The organism is Pseudomonas sp. 1121_17 (assembly GCF_052850745.1).
In genome coordinates this window covers 141,655-164,357 of sequence record NZ_VXCX01000012.1, presented here as the reverse complement: position 1 = coordinate 164,357, position 22,703 = coordinate 141,655, and the positions used below count along the sequence as shown (strand labels likewise).

Here is a 22,703-nt window from a genome sequence, read left to right as displayed (position 1 = left end):
GCTACTACCAACCTCAAGCGTTTAACACTTGCCTCGCTGCGACTGCATCGCTGCGAGGTGGCGAATAATACGCGATCTGAATTTGGAGTCAACACCTTGATCTGAAAAAACTTTCGCACTGATAACACCCTTCCCGGCAACTAAACAGCGGCGCAATTGATCTGTAGAGAAACACCCAGAGGAGCACAGTGGTAATGAGCGATGCGCACAGCGACAAAACCCCTGGCCTGTCGGCGGATGAAGAACAGGAAATCAGCCATAACCAACCGCCCCGGGCAGCGGTGCTGCACGAGATCATCCGTGCCCAAGGCGACCAGGAACTGGAGCGAACCCTCGCCGCGCTGTGGTGGTCGGCACTTGCCGCCGGCCTCAGCATGGGCCTGTCGTTGATGGCTATGGGCTTGTTCTATGCCCGCCTGCCAGAGGGTGACAGTGCACAGGTCATCGCCAGCCTTGGCTACTGCGCCGGGTTTCTCGCCGTGATCCTGGCGCGCCAGCAGTTGTTTACCGAAAACACGCTCACTGCCGTGCTGCCAGTGATGACTACCCCGACCCTGGGCAACCTCGGCCGCTTGCTGCGTTTGTGGAGCGTGGTGCTGCTGGGCAATATGGCCGGCACGCTGCTGGTGTCCTGGGTCATGCTCGAGCTGCCGATTTTCGACAGCAAGGCAGACGTGGCATTCCTGGAGATAGGCCGCAAGGTCATGCACAACGACATCAGCCAGATGTTTGCCAAAGGCATCATATCGGGCTGGATGATCGCAACCATGGTCTGGATGATCCCGGCAATGGAGAACGCCAAGATCTGGATCATCCTGCTGATCACCTACATGATGGCCCTCGGCGACTTCACCCATATCGTGGTGGGCTCGGTTGAGGTTTCCTACCTGGTCTGGGCTGGCGATGAAACCTGGCAGGCTTTTCTGTTCGAGTTTGCCCTGCCTACCTTGGCCGGCAACATCATCGGTGGCAGCTTCATCTTTGCCTTGATCAGCCACGCCCAGGTACGCAGCGACAGCGGCAAGCCACCGTCCAAGCTATTAAAGGAAGCCAACCAAAATAACGATCGCCAAGAGCCGCGTCTTTAGTAGCTAACGCGAGACAACTGAACTGGGTTGCGCCCTGCCCTGCTGACGCAGGGGGCGCGGTTGCCACCAGTTCTGCCCGGCGTGGGGTGAGTCGAGGCTGACACGCTCGCCCATCTGCGGCGTACTCAGTTTGACGTGAGCAGCGCCGGCCAGCGCGAGAATACGTTCGAACGGTTCCTGCCAGGTATGGGTAGACAAATCAAAGGTGCCATTGTGGATAGGCAGCATCCAACGCCCACGCAGATCCAGGTGCGCTTGCAAGCTTTGCTCGGGCTGCATGTGCACGCTGGGCCAGGCCAGGTTGTAGGCGCCGGTTTCAATCAGCGTGAGGTCGAACGGACCGTAGCGCTCGCCTATCTGACGAAAGCCATCGAAGTACCCGGTATCGCCACTGAAAAACAGCCGCAGCCCGTCATCGATGATCACCCAGGACGCCCACAACGTCTGGTTGCTGTCAAACAGACCGCGTCCGGAGAAGTGCTGCGCAGGTGTGGCGGCAAAGCGCACGCCCGCCACCTCCGCCTCCTGCCACCAATCGAGTTGGCGCACCTTGCCAGCTGGCACACCCCACCCGATCAGGCGGTCACCAACTCCTAGCGGCACCAGGAAAACATCCGTGCGCGGCGCCAATTGGCGAATGGCATGCTCGTCGAGGTGATCGAAGTGATCATGGGACAGGATCACGGCTGCCAACGGCGGAATTTCGTTGGGCGCCAACGGCGAAGGGTGAAAGCGCTGCGGCCCGGCCCACTGCACCGGCGAGGCGCGCTCGGCAAACACCGGGTCGGTGAGGAAAAAGCGCCCACGCAGCTTGAGCAGTATCGTCGAGTGCCCCAGCCGCCACAGACTGTGGTCTGGCGAATCAAGCAACTGCTGCCGGCTCATCGGCTGCAAGGTAATAGCCGTCGCTGGCCGCGTTTGCGGTGGTTTGCGCAAGAACAGGTATTTGAGACCAATGCGCAGTTTTTTCAGCATGCCGTCCTGTGGCAGGGCCGCATGGTTATGAAAGCGCCCATCCTGATAACGCGCCGGTTCACCGGCGGGGGAGTCCGTGGGCAGCATGAACAGGAGCACTCCGCAGAGAAACAAGGCCTTCATATTACCCCACAGCGTTGGATCAACCGTGAATTGGCTTGTAAGGTCATTTTTCGCTGCGGTGAGTCTGTTGAACAATATTCACGCGATTTATGCGATAAACGGCGTCCCACGGAAGAACCACGACCATGATCGACAACAGAAGCGGCAAGGGACTCTCATTCGTCAGGCGCATCTACCTGCCCAGGATTCTCGGCATGGCCATCGGCCTGTTCAGCGTGATGGCCGCCATGGCGCCGCTGCACCCTCCCGGCTGGATCTGGGCATTGATGCTGGCCAATGGTTTGCTCTGGCCACACGTTGCTTATCTATGGGCCAAGCATTCCACTGCGCCCTACCGCGCCGAACAACGCAACCTGCTGCTGGACTCACTGATGGGCGGCTTCTGGGTGGCGGCCATGCATTTCAATCCTTTGCCCACCGTGACCATCCTGTCGATGATGACCATGAACAATGTTGCCGCCGGCGGCAAAGCCCTGCTGGCGCGCGGGCTGCTCGGGCAATTGGCCGGGATGCTGCTCGCCAGCGCGATCCTAGGCAGCGGCCTGCAGTTGCAGACCAGCGCCCTGCAGGTCTGGGCGTGCCTGCCAATGCTCGCCCTGTATCCCATGGCGCTGGGATGGGTGTGTTATCACCTGGCGATCAACCTGGCCGACCATAAACGTCAGCTCAGCGCACTGAGCCGTACCGACAGCCTGACTGGTTTGCTCAATCACGGCTCATGGAAGGACCTGCTCCTGATCAAGTTCCAGATCAGCCGCCAACAGCGCCTGCCGGCAATGATCGCCCTGATCGACATTGACCATTTCAAGGCCATCAACGACACCTATGGTCACGTCGTCGGTGACTGTGTGCTGCGCCATTTGAGCCAGGAACTGCAGCGCAGCCTTGGCCCGGATGATCAGGCTGGGCGCTACGGTGGCGACGAGTTCTGCGTGATATTCCCAGGGGCTGACCAAGCCCGGGCTGGGCTGGCGATGGAAGCGCTGCGTGAGCGGGTAAATGCCTACCGCAACCCGCAACTACCCATGTTACGGATCAGTCTGAGCATTGGTCTGGCAGCCTATGATGAGCTTTTGAAGTCGCCGGAGCACTGGCTGGAACACGCCGACAAAGCACTCTATGCCGCCAAACATCAGGGCCGCGACCAGGTCAGCTTCAATCATGGGCCTGCTGCCCCGCTCAGGCTGGCATACCCAGACTGAGCGGGGCCACGTTCAACGCAGACGGCGCTCGGCGACTATCTCCGGCAGGTCGCTGCGCTGCAGATAGATGCGCAACGGCTCGGCGATATTCAGGCGGTCGTCCACATGCTGGCCGAGCAGCAGGGCCAGGCGCTCACGGCACAAAGCCATGCGCTGCCCGGACTCGGCCCGCCAGACGAATTCGCTACATAGTGTAATGCTGTCGTCCGCCACATCCATGCCAAACGCATCTTCGGAAAAGCGCACGATATGACTGCCGCGCTTGGCGTGATAACCGACAAAGCCATTGAGCTGGTCGGCGGCGCTGCAGATGTCTTGAGAAGTGATGGCCATGGCGTACCTCGCTAATTAAGTGAGTGACGCACGCAAAGCCTGCGGCGACCTCTGGCGGGCCACGCGCAGCTGCCAGCCTAGCGCAACTGGCCAGCGCTTCGCCAAGCTTTTTGATCTGCTCCTGACAAGCCCGCTAGAATACCCGGCAAATCATTGATGTGGCCCAAGGGGCCGTGGAACCCTGCATGAACAACGCGGTAAGTTCCGATATCGCCACCATTGGTCGCATCAGTGCGGTGCCGGCGATTCTTCAGGTTATCTGCCAGAGCACCGGCATGCGCTTCGCTGCTGTCGCGCGCGTAACAGAGCACAGCTGGACCGCCTGCGCAGTGCTGGATGGCCTTGGATTTGGCCTGGACGTAGGCGGGGAACTGGATGTCACCACGACGTTGTGCGATGTAATTCGCAGTTCACATCAAGCCATCGTCATCGATAAGGCCAGTGAAGACCCGCTCTACTGCAACCACCCCACTCCGATACAGTACAAGTTCGAAAGCTACATCTCGGTGCCCGTATATCTCCAGGATGGCAGTTTCTTCGGCACGATCTGCGCTCTCGACCCCGAGCCTTTTGCCCTGAAGAACAGCGCAATACAGCCGATGATAGAAGGCTTTGCCAAGCTACTTTCAGTGCAGATGGAACATGAAGAACACGCCCAGCGCACCGAGTTCGCGTTGCAGCAGGAGCGAGCGATGGCAGAGGTGCGCGAGCAGTTCATTGCCGTGCTGGGCCACGACCTGCGCAACCCGCTGTTCGCAATCACTGCCGGCGCAGAGCTGCTGGTGCAGCGCCTGACCGAGCAAAAACACCAGGCTCTGGCAAAGCACATCCTCACTTGCGGTCAACGGGCGAGCAATCTTGTGCGTGATGTGCTGGACTTCGCCCGCGGCCGCCTGGGCAGCGGTATCGCCCTTGCGCAGCAGCCGTGCCATGACCTGGCTGAGGTACTGCGGCACGTAGCCTCGGAACTGCAACGCGTCCACCCACAGCGCCAATTGCAGCTGCAACTGGGTGAGATCGGCGGTTTGTATTGTGACCCTGAGCGGATTGCCCAGTTGTTATCCAACCTGATCGCCAACGCCCTGGTTCATGGTGACCCGCAGGGTACGGTGACGGTCGGTGCAAACATTCATGACGGCCACTTCCTGCTCAGCGTACATAACCTGGGCGAGCCGATCCCCGCGCAGACCCTCGCTCAGCTGTTTCAGCCCTTTACCCGAATACGCGCCACAGCCCATCAACAAGGCTTGGGCCTAGGCCTGTACATTGCCAAGCAAATCGCCCTCGCCCACGGCGGGCACATGCAAGTGGCATCAAGCCTTGCGGGCGGAACTGTATTCAGCTTTCACCTGGCCGTTGATCGGCCTGAGACGGCTATTCAAGCACTGTTGCCGGAACAGTAAGCCGCGCTGCGCCAGCAAGAAAATCCAGACAAAAAAATGGGCGACCGAAGTCGCCCTAAATGCCTTGCGTGCTCATGAATCGGGAAGGATCAGCGCTGTTTGCGCTTGTGCGAATCCTTCCAGATGAAAATGCCCAGACCGGCGAAGAAGACCAGCATCAAACCGACCGTCACAACACCTGCGATAACCACATTGTCGAAGAACATGTCGGCGCTCCCTGTTTATCTGCCGTCGTCCGATGGATGTAAGGTAGCGAATAGGAGCAGGAAGGAAATTGACCGGGGTCAATAGTGCCCGGGACCGGGCACTGGAGGCGGGCGCAGGGTTGACCTGGGTCAAGTTCAGCGCTTTTTGGGTTTGTTCTTGGGCTTTTTCTTTTTGCCAGCAGTCAGCGGCATGGCTTGCTCGAAGGCCTGGCGCATTTCATCGAGGCGCTTATCCTTGAGGTCATGGATACGTTTGGCGCGCTCGGCACCGAAGTCGATCAGGTTGTCTTCACTCATGGACGGGCCCGGCTGTCAGCAGATAAGTGCATGATGCCGCCAGGCGTCGATGTTGGCCAGTCAGACTTCGATATCGACCAGCAGACCCTGGCGCGGGCGTTCGCCCAGAGGCGCTACAGGCACGGTGTTGTCGGCATTGAGTTCCTCACCGGCGAGTGCCTCGTAACGCTCGTCATCCTCATCGTGGCGGCGCTGATGCTGGCGGCGCTGCTCTTCACGCAGGAGCAAGGCCTGCTCGTTGGGGTCGCGCTGCTGCTTGAGGTTGATCGAGCTGTCGTCGGGAGCTGGCTGCGCAGGGACAACCGGGCGGATGTCCGGTGTCTGTTTGACCGGGTCGTGCTGGGTGGTCACGGGCATGGCACTGAGTGGAATGATCGGCGGCAGCATTGAGGTTCTCCTGTCACTACTGTATCGGCCGGTGTGAACCGGCCTTGAGTGCCTCACTACGGGAAACGAGCGCCGCCAGCCAGGCTTGCTTAATCGGGTAGATCGTCATCTGCATCATCCGGCTCAGGGCTGACTTCGCTCCACGGCCGTTTGTAGACCTTCTGCCACACCGCATCCAGATGATCACGCAGGACCTGCGCGGCATTCTTCAGTGAAGCGCTATCAACCCGCTCACCGCCGATAGGTTGTTCACCTGCCGGGCTGATCAAGGACTGGCCGGTGATGCTGTAGACCGAAGCACCTTCACGCAGTTCTATTGCAATGTCATGCGGGTCAATACCACCACCGCAGAATGCGTGGCTGGCCACCGTCACTTCGGCGACACCGTCGCCATTCAGATCGCTGACGTCACTGACATCGGTATAGAAGTCGACATCAAGGTCCAGCCCCGGGCAGGTGGTCTCTTGCTCGATCTGCCAGCGCGGCTTGAACGCTTCGCTGCCGGCAGTGCGCCCGTACAGGGTGGCTTTGAGCACTACCTTGTCGACTTCCTGCTCGCTCTCGGGGTCACTGGCCTGGCCATCGGTACGGCTCAACACCAACAGCCCCTCGCCGTCGCGGTCGCGAAAATGCACGCTCTTGATCGGTGTACGCACACCCAGCACCTCGAGCTGCTCGGCGGCGATCGGCGCCAAGGACTGGAAATTGTTCTGCCCGCAACCGGCCATCAGCAGCAAGCTGCCCAGGCCCACGGAAGCGGTCAACCAACGGTACTTGGCAGGCATTGGGCTGGGTATCCTCGTCGCTGCGGGTGGGCGTCGATGAAACGGCTAGTCTGTTAACTCTTTGGTCTGCCCGGTCTATCCGTTAACATAGCCGGCTTTTCATCGGCGGGAGTTCAGGCAGTATGGCGCAGCAGTATCAACCGGGGCAACGCTGGATCAGCGACAGCGAAGCCGAGCTCGGCCTGGGTACCATCCTGGCACAGGATGGCCGCTTGCTGACCGTGCTGTACCCGGCCACTGGCGACACCCGTCAATATTCCCTGCGCAATGCGCCGCTGACCCGCGTGCGCTTCTCGCCGGGCGACCAGATCACTCATTTCGAAGGCTGGAAGCTGACCGTGCGCGAGGTCGATGACGTCGACGGCTTGATGGTCTACCACGGCCTCGACGCACAGAACCAGCCGCGCACCCTGCCGGAAACCCAGCTGTCCAACTTCATCCAGTTCCGCCTGGCCAGCGACCGCCTGTTCGCCGGGCAGATCGACCAGCTGGCGTGGTTCTCGCTGCGTTACAACACCCTGCAGCACAACAGCAAACAGATGCTGTCGAGCCTGTGGGGGCTGGGCGGCTGCCGCGCGCAACCGATCGCGCACCAGCTGCACATCGCCCGTGAGGTCGCTGACCGGATCGCCCCGCGCGTTCTGCTGGCCGATGAAGTAGGCCTGGGCAAGACCATCGAAGCAGGCCTGGTGATTCACCGCCAACTGCTTACCGGCCGCGCCAACCGGGTGCTGATCCTCGTTCCAGAAAATCTCCAGCACCAGTGGCTGGTAGAGATGCGCCGGCGCTTCAACCTGCAGGTAGCGCTGTTCGACGCCGAACGTTTCATTGAAAGCGATGCCAGCAACCCATTCGAAGACGCCCAGCTGGCGTTAGTCGCGCTGGAGTGGCTGGTCGAAGACGAGAAGGCTCAGGACGCGCTGTTCGCCGCCGGCTGGGACCTGATGGTGGTCGATGAAGCGCACCACCTGGTCTGGCACGAAGAAAACGCCAGCGCGGAATATTCCCTGGTCGAGCAACTGGCCGAGGTCATCCCTGGCGTGCTGCTGCTGACCGCGACCCCCGAGCAACTTGGCCAGGACAGCCACTTCGCGCGCCTGCGTCTGCTCGACCCGCATCGCTTCCACGACCTGGCAGCCTTCCGCGCCGAGAGCGAGAACTACCGCCCGGTCGCCGAAGCAGTGCAGGAGCTGCTCGAACAAGGCCGCCTGTCGCCCAAGGCCCACGCCACTATCCACGGTTTCCTCGGTGCCGAAGGCGAAGCCTTGTTGACTGCGGTCAACGATGGCGACAGCGAAGCCAGCGCGCGCTTGATCCGCGAGCTGCTCGATCGCCACGGTACCGGCCGCGTGCTGTTCCGTAACACCCGTGCTGCCGTGCAAGGCTTCCCCGAGCGTCATCTGCATCCCTACCCGCTGCCTAACCCTGAGCAGTACAGCGCACTGCCGGCTGGCGAGCGCGCCGAGCTGTATCCGGAAGTGGCCTTCCAGGCCCAGGGCCCAGGCGATGACGAGCAACGCTGGTGGCGCTTCGACCCACGGGTCGACTGGCTGATCGACACGCTGAAAATGCTCAAGCGCACCAAGGTCCTGGTGATCTGCGCCCACGCCGAAACCGCGATGGACCTGGAAGACGCCCTGCGCGTGCGCTCCGGCATCCCGACCACGGTATTCCATGAGGGAATGAGCATCCTCGAGCGGGATCGCGCGGCAGCCTACTTCGCCGATGAAGAGTTCGGCGCTCAAGTACTGATCTGCTCGGAAATCGGTAGTGAGGGCCGCAACTTCCAGTTCGCTCATCACCTGGTGATGTTCGACCTGCCTGCCCACCCCGACCTGCTCGAGCAGCGCATTGGCCGTCTCGACCGGATCGGCCAGAAGCACACCATCGAGCTGCATATCCCGTACCTGCAGGACAGCCCGCAAGAGCGCTTGTTCCAGTGGTACCACCTGGCACTGAATGCGTTCCTCGCCACTTGCCCGACCGGCAACGCCCTGCAACATCGCCACGGTTCGCGCTTGCTTTCGCTGCTCGGCGATGGCGAAGCCAGCGCCTGGAACATCCTGGTGGACGAAGCCCGCGCTGACCGCGAGCGCCTCGAGTCCGAACTGCACAGCGGCCGCGACCGCTTGCTCGAGCTCAACTCCGGCGGTGCTGGCGAAGGTCAGGCACTGGTCGAGGCGATCCTGGAGCAGGACGACCAGTTCGCCCTGCCTATTTATATGGAAACCCTGTTCGATGCCTTTGGTATCGACAGCGAGGACCATTCAGAAAACGCCCTGATCCTCAAACCGAGCGAAAAGATGCTCGACGCCAGCTTCCCACTGGGTGACGACGAAGGTGTGACCATCACCTACGACCGGGCCCAGGCATTGTCGCGCGAAGACATGCAATTCCTGACCTGGGAACACCCAATGGTACAGGGTGGCATGGACCTGGTGCTGTCCGGGTCGATGGGCAACACCGCCGTAGCGTTGATCAAGAATAAGGCGCTCAAGCCAGGCACCGTCCTGCTCGAACTGCTCTACGTCAGTGAAGTGGTCGCGCCTCGCAGCCTGCAACTTGGCCGTTACCTGCCGACCGCTGCCCTGCGCTGTTTGCTCGATGCCAACGGCAACGACCTGGCCGCACGGGTGGCCTTCGAGACGCTCAACGAGCAGCTCGAAAGTGTGCCGCGGGCCAGCGCCAACAAGTTCATCCAGGCGCAACGCGATGTATTGGCCCAGCGCATCAGTGGTGCCGAAGCCAAGGTCGAGCCGGTGCACGTCGAGCGTGTGGCCGAGGCGCAGCGTCGCCTGGCTGCCGAAGCGGATGAGGAGTTGGCACGCCTGACCGCACTCAAGGCCGTCAACCCGACGGTACGTGACAGCGAAATCGATGCGCTGCGTGCACAGCGTGAGCAGGGCTTGGCCATGCTCGACAAGGCGGCTTTGCGTCTGGAAGCGATTCGGGTGCTGGTCGCGGGCTGATTAGTCTGAGCACGACTCCCAGCAGTAAAAACCAGGGCGCCTTACGGCGCCCTTTTTTATTTCCGCCCGCTATCAGCCTGATAACCAAATCGTAGCAACCAAATTGCCATTAATCAGGAAGGCTTAACTACCTTTTCCTATACTGCGTGTTCATGAGTCTCCTTCGGGGGCGGATGCAGGGCACCACGGAGAGGCGCGATGGAGTGGCTGGGACTGCAATTGTTCGCCGAGCTACCGGCAACCGGACAGATCGTTATCGACTGCCGTCACGAGCCATTGCTGATCATTCTGGCCTATATCGTCGTCAGCGCTGCGGCGTTTGCCACCCTGGATATGGCTGAGCGCCAATGCCACAGCGAGAACGACAACGCTCGCCGGCAATGGCGGATCCTCGGCGCATGCTGCCTGGCAGGCGGTATCTGGGCCTTGCACTTCATCAGCATGCTGGCCTTGCACGCGCCGCTGGAAACCCACTATGACGCCGCGCTGACAGGGTTGTCGTTGCTGCTTGCCCTACTCGCCTCGTGGTTCGCCATGCACAGCCTTGAGCGCCATGTGATGAGCCCGCGTCATTACCTGCAAGCGGCCACGTTCATCGGCCTCGGTGTGACCTTGATGCACTACGTCGGCATGGCGGCAATGAAGACCAGCGCCGTGCAGTACTACCAGACCAACCTGCTGCTGGCCTCGTTGCTGTTTGCCATTGTCGCCAGCCTGCTGGCGCTGGTCATGGCGCGTCACTTTCGCAACGGCAGCGGCACCCTGCATCTGGCCATGAAGTACGGCGCCAGCCTGCTGATGGCTGGCGGTATCGTGGCTACCCATTTTACCGGCATGGCGGCCATGACCCTGGTGATCCCGGCAGACGCCGCGCTGAGCCTGCCATCCACTGACAACAGCCTGCAGTTGGGCCTGACCGTTGCCTGCATCACCCTTCTGATCAGCGCCAGCAGCATCAGTGCGGCGCTGGCCGATAAAAAACTGCAAAGCAAGGAGCACGACCTGCGCCGGGTCAGTGTGCTGCTTAGCCAGCTTGACCAGGCCCGGGTGTCGCTGCAGCAGGCCGCGCACTACGATGCACTGACCAACCTGATCAACCGCCGCGGTTTCAACCAGGTGTTTGCCGAACGTCTTGCCGAGCACGCCGCAAATGAAGGCATGCTGGCGGTGATGTTCCTCGACATCGACCACTTCAAGCGGATCAACGACAGCCTCGGCCACGCCGCCGGCGATGATCTGCTCAAGGTCATCGCCGACCACATCAAAGCCGCAACCCGCAGCCAGGATCTGGTGGCGCGGTTTGGCGGCGACGAATTCTGCATCGTCACCAGCCTGCACAGCCGCGACGAGGCCCGTCACCTGGCGCAGCGGATCATGCAGCGGATGAAAGAGCCTATCGACCTGGGCGGACGGCGTATGGTCATGACCACCAGTATCGGCATCAGCATCTATCCGGACGACGGCCGCAATGCCGAAGAATTGCTGAAAAACGCCGACCTGGCGCTTTATCAGTCCAAAGGCTGCGGACGCAACAACCTCAACTTCTTCAATAGCAGTCTGCGTGTTCGCGCGACCCTGGAACTGCAGTTGGAGGAAGAACTGCGGGTTGCCTTGCTCGAAGAACGCGGCCTGTGCGTGCACTACCAACCGATTTTCGACGTACGCAGCGGTCAAGTGGCCAAGCTGGAAGCGCTGGTGCGCTGGCAACACCCGCAGCACGGTCTGCTCGGGCCCGAGCGCTTCATCGGCATCGCCGAAGCCAACGGGCTGATCGCCGAGCTGGATCTGTGGGTGCTGCGCCGCGCCTGCGCCGACCTCGCCCGGCTCAATCAGCATGGTTACGCCAGCCTCAAGGTCACGGTCAATTGCTCGGCGCTGACCCTGGCCCGCGAAGAGCTCCCAGATGACGTCGAACAGGCCTTGTTCCAGGCTGGCCTGGCGCCGCGACAACTGGAACTGGAGGTCACCGAAAATGCCCTGATGGGCGACATTCAGCAGGTCATCAACCTGCTCAAGCGGATTCGCGCGCAAGGCGTGGCGCTGTCGATCGATGACTTCGGCACTGGCTATTCGTCGCTGGCTTACCTCAAACGCCTGCCGCTGGACGTGCTGAAGATCGATCGTTCATTTATCCAGGAAGTCCCGGTCAGCCAGAAAGACCGTGAGATCGTCCAGGCAATCATCATGATGGCCCACACCCTGCATCTGCAGGTAGTCACCGAAGGCGTCGAAACCGTGGAGCAGCAGCAGTTTCTGGTCAGCCATAGCTGTGATTACCTGCAAGGCTACCTGCTCAGCCGACCGGTGCCGTTGACCGAGCTGTACCCGGTACTGGAGCGCCTCGACCGCCAGCAACCGGCGCTCAGGGCAGATGCCGATACAGCTCAACCAGAGTTGCCGGATCTTTTTCCAGGCAGCCCTGGCTACCGTGCAAGCGCATCAGTTGCGCGGCGAGGCCACTGATCGGTGCGGCCGAGCCCTGCTCGTGGGACAGTTTGACGGCGCCATCGAGGTCCTTGAGCAGCGTGCGTACATGCCACTTGACCGGTTCGAACTCGCTCGCTGCCATCTGCGGCGCAAGTATCTGCAGCGGCTTGGAATCGGCAAAGCCACCGGCCAGCGCTTCGGCGATCAAACTGGCATCGACGCCGGAGCGCTCGGCGAGGGCGACCACTTCGGCAATCACCAAGGCATTGCAGGCAACGATCATCTGGTTGCAGGCTTTGGTGACCTGGCCCGTGCCTACCGCGCCCATGTGAGTCACGCGCTGACCGAGCTGCATCAGCACCGGCCGGGCCCGGGCCAGATCCTGCGCTGCGCCGCCAACCATGATCGCCAGGCTACCGGCGGTGGCTCCGGCTGTGCCGCCAGACACTGGCGCATCCAGCCAGGCCATGCCACAACGCGCTGCCAGCTCGGCTGCCATTGCCCGCGTCGCACTGGGCTCAAGGCTGGACAGGTCGACCAACAACTGCCCGTGCCGACCGCCTGCGGCCACCCCCTGCTCACCAAACACCACCTCGTGGACCACGCTGGTGTCCGCCAGGCACAACAGCACCATATCGCTGTACTGGCTCAGCTCTGCAGGGCTCGCCGCCAGCCGGGCGCCGGCAGCGACCAACTCGGCGCATTTGTGCGGGCTGCGGTTCCATACCGTCAATGGATAACCGGCAGCCAACAGGCGACGGCACATCGGCAGGCCCATCAAGCCAATCCCAGCGAAACCCAACGCAGGCAGTGCAGTACTCATAGCAACTCCATCAACGGTGTGTGTGCAACAGCAACCAGCAAGTGACGGTGCCACCCTGGCCTCGACTTGAGCGCAGTGGCGAGCGCCCTGCACCTTTATTACGCATTCCGTAAACTGTTACCGCTGTGCCGAACGATGCTTGCGGTGTTACTTACTTCTACCTTACGTGCACGTCAACGCGCACCATAAGCAGCCGCCTGCCTGTTTCTACGCACCAAAAAAGCTCACTGATTTGTAGCGGGCTTTGTCTGCATGAGCACGAATGGCGAAACCACCACAGCCCAGATTTGCGGATCACGGGCCTGCATGTCTAGCGCCTGCTCTGCCGATACCGGTACGACAGTGCCATCCGCCCGCCATTTGGCGAACATTTCACCTTGGTTTTCGGCCATCGCCGCAGCAACGGTAATCAGGTCCAGATCGGGGTCGACCCAAATCAGGTCACCCTTTGCCCAGAAACGCTCCAGCGCCTTCCACTCAATGATTGCAGTCTCACCAAGCAATTTGGCATAGAGGGTGCTTGTTTGATCAGTCATGGGTTCCTACCAGCAAGAATCGGCCAACTTAAAGGCCGCCATTTTTGCAGAAAAACCCGGTTGCAAATATGTAATTTGCTCGACAGCTCCCGAGTATGGGGGATTCATCGCTGAATAGAGGCTATTTGATGGCGCTATTCTGTATGTTTATGTCGATCACGCGACACCCCGCGAAACAGACGCTTTTTGATGGCTTTTCAAGCGTCGAGCCAGCGCTCTACACTGTACCGGTACAGTTCCGGGACATGTTCCGGGGGAAGGTGGGCGTGCATATGGCGTGGCCATTGCACATCCCGCCCGGTCTGTAGCCCTGACCGCCAGGACTATAAGAATTACAACAGAATGAGTGGAGCACTATGATCAAGATTTCCAAGCTGTTCGCTGCAATGGTACTGGCCGGCGTAGCCAGCCATTCGTTTGCTGCCGATACCATCAAGATCGGTATCGCCGGCCCGAAAACCGGTCCCGTCACCCAGTACGGCGACATGCAGTTCATCGGCGCCAAGCAAGCTATCAAGGACATCAACGCCAAGGGCGGCGTCGATGGCAAGATGCTTGAGGCCAAGGAATATGACGACGCTTGCGACCCTAAACAAGCAGTGGCCGTAGCCAACAAAGTGGTCAACGATGGCGTCAAGTACGTAATCGGTCACCTGTGCTCCAGCTCCACCCAGCCTGCATCCGACATCTACGAAGACGAAGGCGTGATCATGATCACCCCGGCTGCCACCAGCCCGGAAATCACCGCCCGTGGCTACAAGATGATCTTCCGCACCATCGGCCTGGACAGCGCGCAAGGCCCTGCTGCTGGCAACTACATCGCCGACCACGTCAAGCCTAAGGTCGTTGCAGTACTGCACGACAAGCAGCAATACGGTGAAGGCATCGCTACCGCGGTCAAACAGACCCTGGAAAGCAAAGGCACCAAAGTTGCCGTGTTCGAAGGCCTGAACGCGGGTGACAAGGACTTCTCCTCGATCATCCAGAAGCTCAAGCAGAACAACGTCGACTTCGTTTACTACGGCGGCTACCACCCAGAACTGGGCCTGATCCTGCGCCAGGCGCAAGAAAAAGGCCTGAAAGCCAAGTTCATGGGCCCGGAAGGTGTCGGCAACGACTCCATCTCGCAGATCGCCCAAGGCGCTTCGGAAGGCCTGCTGGTGACCCTGCCGAAGTCGTTCGACGCTGACCCTGCGAACAAGGCCATTGCCGATGCCATCAAGGCTGACGGCAAGGACCCAAGCGGCCCGTTCGTGTTCCCGGCGTACTCCGCTGTGCAGTTGATCGCTGACGGTATCGTTGCGGCCAAGTCCGAAGACGCCGACAAAGTGGCTGCAGCCATCCACGCTGGCACCTTCAAGACCCCGACCGGCGACCTGTCGTATGACGCCAAGGGCGACCTGAAAGACTTCAAGTTCGTGGTTTACGAATGGCACTTCGGCAAGCCGAAGACCGAAGTCTCCCCGCAGTAACTGCGTGATCAATAGCTGACCGAAAAGCCCACTGTGCGAGCAGTGGGCTTTGTTTTACGAGGTTCATGAGAACGATTGCCGTGATCCGGCAGCCGCCTCACCTGAAAATCTTAAAACCGTCACCCGCGGTTCACTGGCCGAGCCCTGCCATCGTCGCACAGACCACGAGGCGCGCCGGGTTACCCCCCGCCAGCGAATGCAATCAGGTTTTTAGGAGCGCTGTAATGCCTGAGATCTACCATTTCTTCCAACAACTGGTTAATGGATTGACCATCGGCAGCACCTATGCCTTGATCGCCATCGGTTACACGATGGTGTACGGCATCATTGGCATGATCAACTTCGCCCACGGCGAGGTGTACATGATCGGGTCCTACGTGGCATTCATTGCACTTGCCGGGCTGGCCATGATGGGCATCCATTCCCTGCCGATACTGATGACCGTGGCGTTCATTGCCACAATCTGCGTTACCAGTGCCTATGGCTACAGCATCGAGCGCGTTGCCTACCGCCCGTTGCGCAACAGTAACCGTCTGATCCCGCTGATCTCTGCCATCGGCATGTCGATCTTCCTGCAGAACACTGTGCTGCTGTCACAGGATTCCAAGGACAAGTCGATCCCCAACCTGATCCCTGGGAGCTTCTCCTTCGGCCCGGGCGGCGCAGAGGAAGTGCTGATTTCCTACATGCAGGTACTGGTGTTTGTCGTCACCCTGGTGGCCATGACCCTGTTGACCCTGTTCATCTCCCGTTCCCGCCTGGGCCGCGCCTGCCGCGCCTGTGCCGAGGACATCAAGATGGCCAACCTGCTCGGTATCAACACCAACAACATCATTGCCCTGACCTTCGTCATTGGCGCCGCGCTGGCGGCAGTGGCAGCCGTGTTGCTGAGCATGCAATACGGGGTGATCAACCCCAACGCCGGCTTCCTGGTGGGCTTGAAAGCCTTCACCGCGGCAGTCCTGGGCGGCATCGGCAGTATTCCGGGCGCCATGCTCGGTGGCCTGGTGCTGGGTGTGGCCGAAGCCTTTGGCGCCGATATCTTCGGTGACCAGTACAAGGACGTCGTGGCGTTCGGGCTGTTGGTTCTGGTGCTGTTGTTCCGGCCGACCGGCATTCTGGGCCGTCCGGAGGTTGAAAAAGTATGAACAAGAATATCAAACAAGCGTTTTTCAGCGCCCTGCTGGTCTGGGCCGTGGCCTTCCCGGTACTTGGCCTGAAGCTGAGCATCGACGGCATCAACCTGATCGTGCATAGCCAGGGGCCGTTCACCATCACCGTGATTGCGGTGTGTTCGGTGTTGATGTTCCTGCGGGTGTTGTTCGACAAGCAGTGGAGCGCAGTGACTGCCCGTGGCTCGGACCGCAAGTTGATCTCGCCAGCGGTGAGCAACTTCCTGACCTTGCCCAAGACCCAGCGCTGGATCATCCTCGGCCTTATCGTGGTGGCATTGGTCTGGCCGTTCTTCGGCTCGCGCGGCGCGGTAGACATTGCTACGTTGATCCTGATCTACGTGATGCTCGGTCTGGGGCTGAACATCGTCGTCGGCCTGGCCGGCCTGCTCGACCTGGGTTATGTCGGCTTTTACGCAGTGGGTGCCTACAGTTACGCCATGCTGTCGCACTACTACGGGCTGAGCTTCTGGATCTGCCTGCCGATTGCCGGCTTGATGGCAGCCACCTTCGGCTTCTTGCTGGGCTTCCCGGTATTGCGCTTGCGCGGTGACTATCTGGCGATCGTGACCCTCGGTTTCGGTGAGATCATCCGGCTGTTCCTGCGTAACCTGACCGACCTCACCGGCGGCCCCAACGGCATCAGCAACATCCCCAAGCCAACCTTCTTCGGGCTGTCGTTCGAGCGTCGCGCGGCTGAAGGCATGCAAACCTTCCACGAGTACTTCGGCATCGAGTACAACTCGATCAACAAGGTCATCTTCCTCTACCTGGTAGCGTTGTTGCTGGCCTTGCTGGCCTTGTTCGTGATCAACCGGCTGCTGCGCATGCCAATCGGGCGGGCGTGGGAAGCACTGCGTGAAGACGAGATCGCCTGCCGCGCGTTGGGCCTCAACCCCACCGTGATCAAGCTCTCGGCATTCACCCTGGGCGCCTGCTTCGCCGGTTTTGCCGGCAGCTTCTTCGCCGCACGGCAAGGGCTGGTGACACCGGAGTCGTTCACCTTCATCGAGTCGGCAATCATCCTCGCCATCGTTGTGCTGGGCGGTATGGGTTCGCAGTTGGGCGTGATTCTCGCGGCCATCGTGATGATCCTGCTGCCGGAGCTGATGCGTGAATTCAGCGAATACCGCATGTTGATGTTCGGTGCGCTGATGGTGTTGATGATGATCTGGCGTCCGCAGGGCTTGCTGCCTATGCAACGACCACATATGGAGCTGCGTCGATGAGCCGCGAAATTCTGCAAGTCAGCGGCCTGAGCATGCGCTTCGGCGGCTTGTTGGCGGTCAACGGCGTGGCCCTGACCGTCAAGGAAAAACAAGTGGTGGCGCTGATCGGCCCGAACGGCGCCGGCAAGACCACGGTGTTCAACTGCCTGACCGGCTTCTACAAGCCAAGTGGCGGCACCATTCTGCTCGACGGCCAGCCGATTCAGGGCCTGGCCGGCCATCAGATCGCCCGCAAGGGTGTGGTGCGGACCTTCCAGAACGTGCGTCTGTTCAAAGAGATGACCGCGCTGGAAAACCTCCTGATCGCCCAGCACCGGCACTTGAACACCAACTTCTTTGCCGGCCTGTTCAAGACCCCGAGCTTTCGCCGCAGCGAACACGAAGCCATGGAGCGTGCGCAGTACTGGCTGGACAAGGTCAACCTGACCGAGTTCGCCAACCGCACTGCCGGCACCCTAGCTTACGGCCAGCAGCGCCGCCTGGAGATCGCCCGCTGCATGATGACCCAACCGCGGATCATCATGCTCGACGAGCCCGCCGCCGGCTTGAACCCCAAGGAAACCGAAGACCTCAAGGCATTGATCGGCTATCTGCGCGAATCCCACAACGTGACTGTGCTGCTGATCGAGCACGACATGAAACTGGTGATGAGCATCTCCGACCATATCGTCGTGATCAACCAGGGCACGCCCCTGGCCGATGGTACCCCGGAGCAGATCCGTGACAATCCTGATGTGATCAAGGCCTATCTGGGGGAAGCGTAATGCTCAAGTTCGAAAACGTTTCCACCTTCTACGGCAAGATCCAGGCGCTGCATGGCGTCAACGTCGAAATCAATCAGGGCGAGATCGTCACCCTGATCGGCGCCAACGGTGCCGGCAAGTCGACCTTGCTGATGACCCTGTGCGGCTCGCCGCAGGCGCACAGTGGCAGCATCAAATACCTGGGGGAAGAGCTGGTCGGCCAGCCGTCTTCGCACATCATGCGCAAGAGCATCGCCGTGGTCCCCGAAGGCCGCCGCGTGTTTGCCCGTCTGACTGTCGAAGAGAACCTGGCCATGGGCGGTTTCTTCACCGACAAGGGCGATTACCAGGAGCAGCTGGACAAGGTCCTGCAGCTGTTTCCGCGCTTGAAAGAGCGCTACTCACAGCGTGGCGGCACCATGTCTGGTGGCGAACAGCAGATGCTGGCGATTGGTCGTGCGCTGATGAGCAAGCCCAAGTTGCTGCTGCTCGACGAACCGTCGCTGGGGCTGGCGCCAATCATCATTCAGCAGATCTTCGACATCATCGAACAACTGCGCCGTGATGGTGTAACGGTATTCCTGGTCGAGCAAAACGCCAACCAGGCACTGAAGATCGCTGACCGTGCCTATGTATTGGAGAACGGTCACGTGGTCATGCAGGGCACTGGCGAAGCGTTGTTGAGTGACCCGAAGGTGCGAGACGCTTATCTCGGCGGTTGATTCTTCGTGTAATTCATTGGGGCCGCTTTGCGGCCCCAATCGTTTCACCACCCCTTGTGATCCCGGGTACTGCTCGGTAACGTGCGCACTTCACCCGCCGCGTCCCCGGAGCCTCACCCATGCGTTGCACCCCTCCTCTGCTGCTCGCCACCCTGCTGCCACTGTTCGCCGGCTGCCAGATGCTTGCCGACAAACCGGTCGACCCTGACCTTGGCACCACGCGCATGCAGGGCGAACTGAGCGCCAGCGGCGGTCATCTGCTGTTCAAACCTTGCAGCGAAAGCCGTTCGTTCGTGGTCAATGATGCCGGCGCAACGGGCATCCTGCAGGAAGCCTCGAACCTGGCCCACGGCGCTGGCGACAAGCTGTTCGCCGATGTCCGCGGGCGCCTTGCCGGCAGCAAGCAGGCCAACAGCGACGGCCAGCTGGATGTGCGCCGGCTGTATCGCCTGGAGCCTTCGGCCAGTGCCTGCGAAGACCCCAACTTCAAGCAACTGACCCTGCGCGCCGGCGGCCATGCGCCGGAATGGGACATCAAGGCCAGCGGCAAGGGCATGGTCCTCAACCGCGCCGGCCAGCCGCCGCTGCCACTGCCGTTCCTTGAAGAGCAGATGCCCGGCGGTGGCCTCAACCTGTCCAGCGAAGCCAATGGCCAGCGCATCGAACTGTGGCTCGCTCCGCAGCGCTGCGTCGACAGCGTCACCGGCGCCGTGCGCCACCTGCGTGCCGAGCTGCGCCTCGATGGCCAGACCGTGCACGGCTGCGCTTACTACGGCGGCGCCCGCGACAACTGATCGCCTAGTGGTTTTTATCCTGCCTTTGAGCCCGGCGAACAGCTTATACTTGGCGGTTTGTGTAAAGCCGCCGGCCGCCAGAGGCCGGGATACTGGACCCTGCCATGCTACGAATCACCGAACTGAAGCTGCCCCTGGACCATCCTGACGAAGCCCTGCGCGAGGCCATCCTCCAGCGCCTGGGTATTGCCGATGACCAGTTGCTGAGCTTCACCCTGTTCAAGCGCAGCTACGATGCTCGCAAGAAGAACAGCGAACTACTGTTCATCTACACCATCGACCTGCACGCCAGCAACGAAGCCGAACTGCTGCACAAGTTCGCCGACGATCACAACATCAGCGTTGCCCCCGACGTCAGCTACAAGTACGTCGGCCAGGCTCCTGCCGAGCTGCAGGAGCGGCCTCTGGTAGTCGGCTTCGGCCCGTGCGGGATCTTTGCCGGGCTGTTGCTGGCGCAGATGGGCTTCAAGCCGATCGTGCTTGAGCGTGGCAAGGAAGTCCGCCAGCGAACCAAGGACACCTGGGGCCTGTGGCGCAAAAGCGTGCTCAACCCCGAGTCCAACGTACAGTTTGGCGAAGGCGGCGCCGGGACCTTCTCCGACGGCAAGCTGTACAGCCAGATCAAGGACCCGCTGCACCACGGCCGCAAAGTGCTGGAAGAGTTCGTCAAGGCCGGTGCGCCAGACGAGATCCTGTTCATCAACAAGCCGCACATCGGGACCTTCCGCCTGACCGGCATGGTCGAGAACATGCGCGAGCAGATCATCGCCCTCGGTGGCGAAGTGCGCTTCGAGCAAAAAGTCAGCGACTTGCTCCTCGATGGCGAACAGCTCACCGGTGTGGTCCTCGACAGCGGCGAACAGCTGCACTCGCGGCACGTGGTGCTGGCTCTGGGCCACAGCGCGCGTGACACCTTCCGCATGCTGCACGCGAAGGGTGTGTTCATGGAAGCCAAGCCGTTCTCGGTCGGTTTCCGCATCGAGCACCCACAGACCTTGATCGACAAGGCGCGCCTGGGCAAATACGCCGGCCACCCGAAACTCGGCGCCGCTGACTACAAGTTGGTCTATCACGCCAAGAACGGTCGCTCGGTGTACAGCTTCTGCATGTGCCCGGGCGGCACTGTGGTTGCGGCAACCAGCGAGCCTGGCCGAGTTGTGACCAACGGCATGAGCCAGTACTCGCGTAACGAGCGCAATGCCAACTCGGGCATCGTCGTCGGCATCGACCCAGAACGGGATTACCCGGGCGGACCGCTTGCCGGCATCGAGTTGCAGGAGCGGCTTGAGACACTCGCCTATGAGCTGGGCGGCAGCAATTACCAGGCGCCGGCGCAACTGGTTGGCGACTTTGTCGCCGGTCGGCCTTCGACCGCGCTGGGCAGTGTCGAGCCTTCGTACAAGCCGGGCGTGACCTTGGGTGACCTGGCGCTGAGCCTGCCCGATTTCGCTATCGAGGCCATCCGCGAGGCGCTGCCGGCGTTCGATCGGCAGATCAAGGGCTACAACCTGCACGACGCAGTACTGACCGGGCTCGAGACGCGGACCTCCTCGCCGCTGCGCATCACCCGTGATGCCAGCTTCCAGAGCATCAACGTCAAGGGCCTGTTCCCGGCCGGAGAAGGTGCAGGTTACGCGGGTGGTATTCTGTCGGCAGGTGTCGACGGCATTCGCATCGCTGAAGCCGTAGCGCGGGATATCCTCGGGCTGCAGTGAGCTGAAACCCAGGCGTAAAAAAAACCCGATCGGCACTGCCAATCGGGGTTTTTGCTTTCAGCGCGGCTGTCAGTGAGTGACGCGGCTGGTGCCATCTACAGTCATGATACGGACACGCTCGCCCACGCGGAAGATTTCATTCTCCTGCACGGCCTGTACGTAAGCACGGGTGCTGCCGTCATCTTCACGTACGGTGACTTCGACGCCCTGGGTGCGGGTGATGCCTTCTTCAGCAGCCGAACCTGCCAGGCCACCGGCTACAGCACCGATCACAGCGGCAACGATGCTGCCGCGGCCGCCGCCAATGGCGCTACCGGCCACGCCGCCGACCACAGCACCGGCGCCGCCGCCGATCGGGGTCTTGGTGCCTTCGATTTTCACCGGACGCAGGGCTTCGATGGTACCCATGCGTACGGTCTGCACGCGGCGGGCTTCATCACGGGAGTAGCTGTCACCGGTCAGGCTCGAGGCACAACCGCCGAGCAGCAGCGACATGGTGGTGAACGCCACCACCAGAACAGATTTACGCATGGGTTGTATCTCCATAAGACAGGTGACCATTAGACGCTGCAGGTTGACGGCTGTCACGGTGCATACGTAACAAAAATGCATTCATTCAGCGTCGGTACAGGGTGTGTGCTGACGCTTGATTGTCAGACCTTGGATCGGCTTGGATTACTGCATTGGGTTTGGGATTGGTTGGGGCGATTTGGGGGGATTGGGGGCTTATCCATTTTGTGTGGTGGCAGTGATGGCCCCTTTTCGCCCTTACGGCGAGTCACTTTTTTGGCAAACGCCCCAAAAGTAACCCAAAAAGGGCTCGCTCCTACATACAGCCCCTTCGCTGCGCTACGGGGTTCCCTCGCTCGGGCCTCTTGAAGTCGCAGGTAGATCAAGATCAAGAGCACGCCTCGCTGCGCTGGCGCAGAGCGGGATCAGGGAGACTGCTGGATTTGGGTACGGAATGAGATTGCTGCGGCACGGCACGACACAAGCTTTTGACTTTGACTCTAGCTCTTGATCTGCGCCAGCGCAGCGAGGCGTGCCCTTGATCTTGATCTGCTTTTGATCTTGATCCACCGGCGACTCAGGAGGCCGAGCGCAGGTCTTGCGAAGGGAGGTGACGGCCATGGATGGCCGGCAAGCGCTGCGGGCCAGGATGGCCCGTACAGCGCGGTCCTCCCGGGAGCAAGACCGGAGCGAGGGAACCCCGCAGCGCAGCGAAGGGGCCGGATGTGGAGCCAAGCCCTTTTTTGGTTACTTTTTTTGGGGCGTTTGCCAAAAAAGTGACTCGCCGTAAAG

The 22,703-nt window shown here is 60.8% G+C and carries 21 protein-coding genes; 12 read left to right on the top strand and 9 right to left on the bottom strand.

The annotated features are described in order from the left end of the window. Positions 1-194 precede the first annotated feature (194 nt). Positions 195-1,088 carry a formate/nitrite transporter family protein gene (locus FW789_RS20365; protein ID WP_103438314.1) on the top strand — a complete coding sequence of 298 codons (894 nt, stop codon included), beginning with the start codon at positions 195-197 and terminating at the stop codon, positions 1,086-1,088. Positions 1,089-1,091: 3 nt separating this feature from the next. Here the strand turns inward: FW789_RS20365 and FW789_RS20360 are convergent, their stop codons facing one another. Next, on the bottom strand, positions 1,092-2,186 hold the full coding sequence (locus tag FW789_RS20360) for an MBL fold metallo-hydrolase (RefSeq protein WP_446431956.1): 1,095 nt from the start codon (positions 2,184-2,186) through the stop codon (positions 1,092-1,094). Between the two features lie 125 nt (positions 2,187-2,311). Here FW789_RS20360 and FW789_RS20355 point away from each other — a divergent pair, with 125 nt between their 5' ends. Continuing rightward, positions 2,312-3,388 (top strand): diguanylate cyclase, encoded by a 1,077-nt coding sequence (locus FW789_RS20355; protein ID WP_446431955.1) that lies wholly within the window; start codon positions 2,312-2,314, stop codon positions 3,386-3,388. Positions 3,389-3,400: 12 nt separating this feature from the next. Here FW789_RS20355 and FW789_RS20350 read toward each other — a convergent pair whose 3' ends face one another. Next, positions 3,401-3,721 (bottom strand): DUF2025 family protein, encoded by a 321-nt coding sequence (locus FW789_RS20350; RefSeq protein ID WP_446431954.1) that lies wholly within the window; start codon positions 3,719-3,721, stop codon positions 3,401-3,403. A 185-nt stretch (positions 3,722-3,906) separates the two neighbouring features. Between FW789_RS20350 and FW789_RS20345 the strand changes: the two genes are divergently transcribed. Next, positions 3,907-5,124 carry a GAF domain-containing sensor histidine kinase gene (locus FW789_RS20345; RefSeq protein ID WP_186700724.1) on the top strand — a complete coding sequence of 406 codons (1,218 nt, stop codon included), beginning with the start codon at positions 3,907-3,909 and terminating at the stop codon, positions 5,122-5,124. A gap of 89 nt (positions 5,125-5,213) precedes the next feature. Here the strand turns inward: FW789_RS20345 and ccoM are convergent, their stop codons facing one another. The 4 genes from ccoM to FW789_RS20325 all read right to left on the bottom strand — a co-directional run bounded on the left by ccoM (position 5,214) and on the right by FW789_RS20325 (position 6,799). Beyond that, positions 5,214-5,330: a cytochrome c oxidase subunit CcoM gene (ccoM, locus tag FW789_RS20340; RefSeq protein WP_275967712.1), complete on the bottom strand. Its 117-nt coding sequence runs from the start codon at positions 5,328-5,330 to the stop codon at positions 5,214-5,216. A gap of 135 nt (positions 5,331-5,465) precedes the next feature. Then, a complete protein-coding gene (locus FW789_RS20335) occupies positions 5,466-5,627 on the bottom strand; it encodes a hypothetical protein (protein WP_188035409.1) in 162 nt (53 codons plus the stop codon). A gap of 60 nt (positions 5,628-5,687) precedes the next feature. Further along, positions 5,688-6,014, bottom strand: a complete 327-nt coding sequence (locus FW789_RS20330; RefSeq protein ID WP_101321792.1) for an aspartate-semialdehyde dehydrogenase — start codon at positions 6,012-6,014, stop codon at positions 5,688-5,690. Between the two features lie 89 nt (positions 6,015-6,103). After that, the gene (locus tag FW789_RS20325) at positions 6,104-6,799 is read right to left on the bottom strand and encodes a M949_RS01915 family surface polysaccharide biosynthesis protein (protein WP_446431953.1); all 696 of its coding nucleotides are present in this window, start codon (positions 6,797-6,799) and stop codon (positions 6,104-6,106) included. 122 nt (positions 6,800-6,921) lie between these two features. Between FW789_RS20325 and rapA the strand changes: the two genes are divergently transcribed. Then, positions 6,922-9,768: an RNA polymerase-associated protein RapA gene (rapA, locus tag FW789_RS20320; protein ID WP_446431952.1), complete on the top strand. Its 2,847-nt coding sequence runs from the start codon at positions 6,922-6,924 to the stop codon at positions 9,766-9,768. 198 nt (positions 9,769-9,966) lie between these two features. Beyond that, positions 9,967-12,231 (top strand): putative bifunctional diguanylate cyclase/phosphodiesterase, encoded by a 2,265-nt coding sequence (locus tag FW789_RS20315; protein ID WP_446431951.1) that lies wholly within the window; start codon positions 9,967-9,969, stop codon positions 12,229-12,231. On the opposite strand, the gene FW789_RS20310 is transcribed toward FW789_RS20315, so the two are convergent. Together FW789_RS20310 and FW789_RS20305 are read right to left on the bottom strand one after the other, a co-directional pair. Beyond that, entirely contained in the window at positions 12,131-13,018 is an 888-nt protein-coding gene (locus FW789_RS20310) for an NAD(P)-dependent oxidoreductase (RefSeq protein WP_446431950.1), read from the bottom strand. The two genes, FW789_RS20315 and FW789_RS20310, sit on opposite strands and share 101 nt — an antisense overlap. Before the next feature lie 224 nt (positions 13,019-13,242). Beyond that, positions 13,243-13,554 carry a DUF2288 domain-containing protein gene (locus tag FW789_RS20305; protein WP_103438323.1) on the bottom strand — a complete coding sequence of 104 codons (312 nt, stop codon included), beginning with the start codon at positions 13,552-13,554 and terminating at the stop codon, positions 13,243-13,245. A gap of 356 nt (positions 13,555-13,910) precedes the next feature. Between FW789_RS20305 and FW789_RS20300 the strand changes: the two genes are divergently transcribed. From FW789_RS20300 to FW789_RS20270, 7 genes are all read left to right on the top strand, one after another. Continuing rightward, positions 13,911-15,026 (top strand): branched-chain amino acid ABC transporter substrate-binding protein, encoded by a 1,116-nt coding sequence (locus FW789_RS20300; protein ID WP_150571553.1) that lies wholly within the window; start codon positions 13,911-13,913, stop codon positions 15,024-15,026. Between the two features lie 224 nt (positions 15,027-15,250). Then, on the top strand, positions 15,251-16,174 hold the full coding sequence (gene livH, locus FW789_RS20295; protein WP_101321800.1) for a high-affinity branched-chain amino acid ABC transporter permease LivH: 924 nt from the start codon (positions 15,251-15,253) through the stop codon (positions 16,172-16,174). Next, positions 16,171-17,427 carry a high-affinity branched-chain amino acid ABC transporter permease LivM gene (locus FW789_RS20290; RefSeq protein ID WP_101321801.1) on the top strand — a complete coding sequence of 419 codons (1,257 nt, stop codon included), beginning with the start codon at positions 16,171-16,173 and terminating at the stop codon, positions 17,425-17,427. The genes livH and FW789_RS20290 overlap by 4 nt, the downstream gene beginning before the upstream one ends. Continuing rightward, complete coding sequence (livG, locus tag FW789_RS20285) at positions 17,424-18,191, top strand: high-affinity branched-chain amino acid ABC transporter ATP-binding protein LivG (protein WP_101321802.1); 768 nt, start codon at positions 17,424-17,426, stop codon at positions 18,189-18,191. Before FW789_RS20290 ends, livG begins: the two co-directional genes overlap by 4 nt. After that, complete coding sequence (locus FW789_RS20280) at positions 18,191-18,892, top strand: ABC transporter ATP-binding protein (protein WP_101321803.1); 702 nt, start codon at positions 18,191-18,193, stop codon at positions 18,890-18,892. The genes livG and FW789_RS20280 overlap by 1 nt, the downstream gene beginning before the upstream one ends. A 119-nt stretch (positions 18,893-19,011) precedes the next feature. Continuing rightward, complete coding sequence (locus FW789_RS20275; RefSeq protein WP_411564387.1) at positions 19,012-19,686, top strand: COG3650 family protein; 675 nt, start codon at positions 19,012-19,014, stop codon at positions 19,684-19,686. Between the two features lie 104 nt (positions 19,687-19,790). Continuing rightward, the gene (locus FW789_RS20270) at positions 19,791-21,401 is read left to right on the top strand and encodes an NAD(P)/FAD-dependent oxidoreductase (protein ID WP_181109116.1); all 1,611 of its coding nucleotides are present in this window, start codon (positions 19,791-19,793) and stop codon (positions 21,399-21,401) included. 69 nt (positions 21,402-21,470) lie between these two features. Here the strand turns inward: FW789_RS20270 and FW789_RS20265 are convergent, their stop codons facing one another. Next, positions 21,471-21,932, bottom strand: a complete 462-nt coding sequence (locus FW789_RS20265) for a glycine zipper 2TM domain-containing protein (RefSeq protein ID WP_150573613.1) — start codon at positions 21,930-21,932, stop codon at positions 21,471-21,473. Between the last annotated feature and the right edge of the window lie 771 nt (positions 21,933-22,703).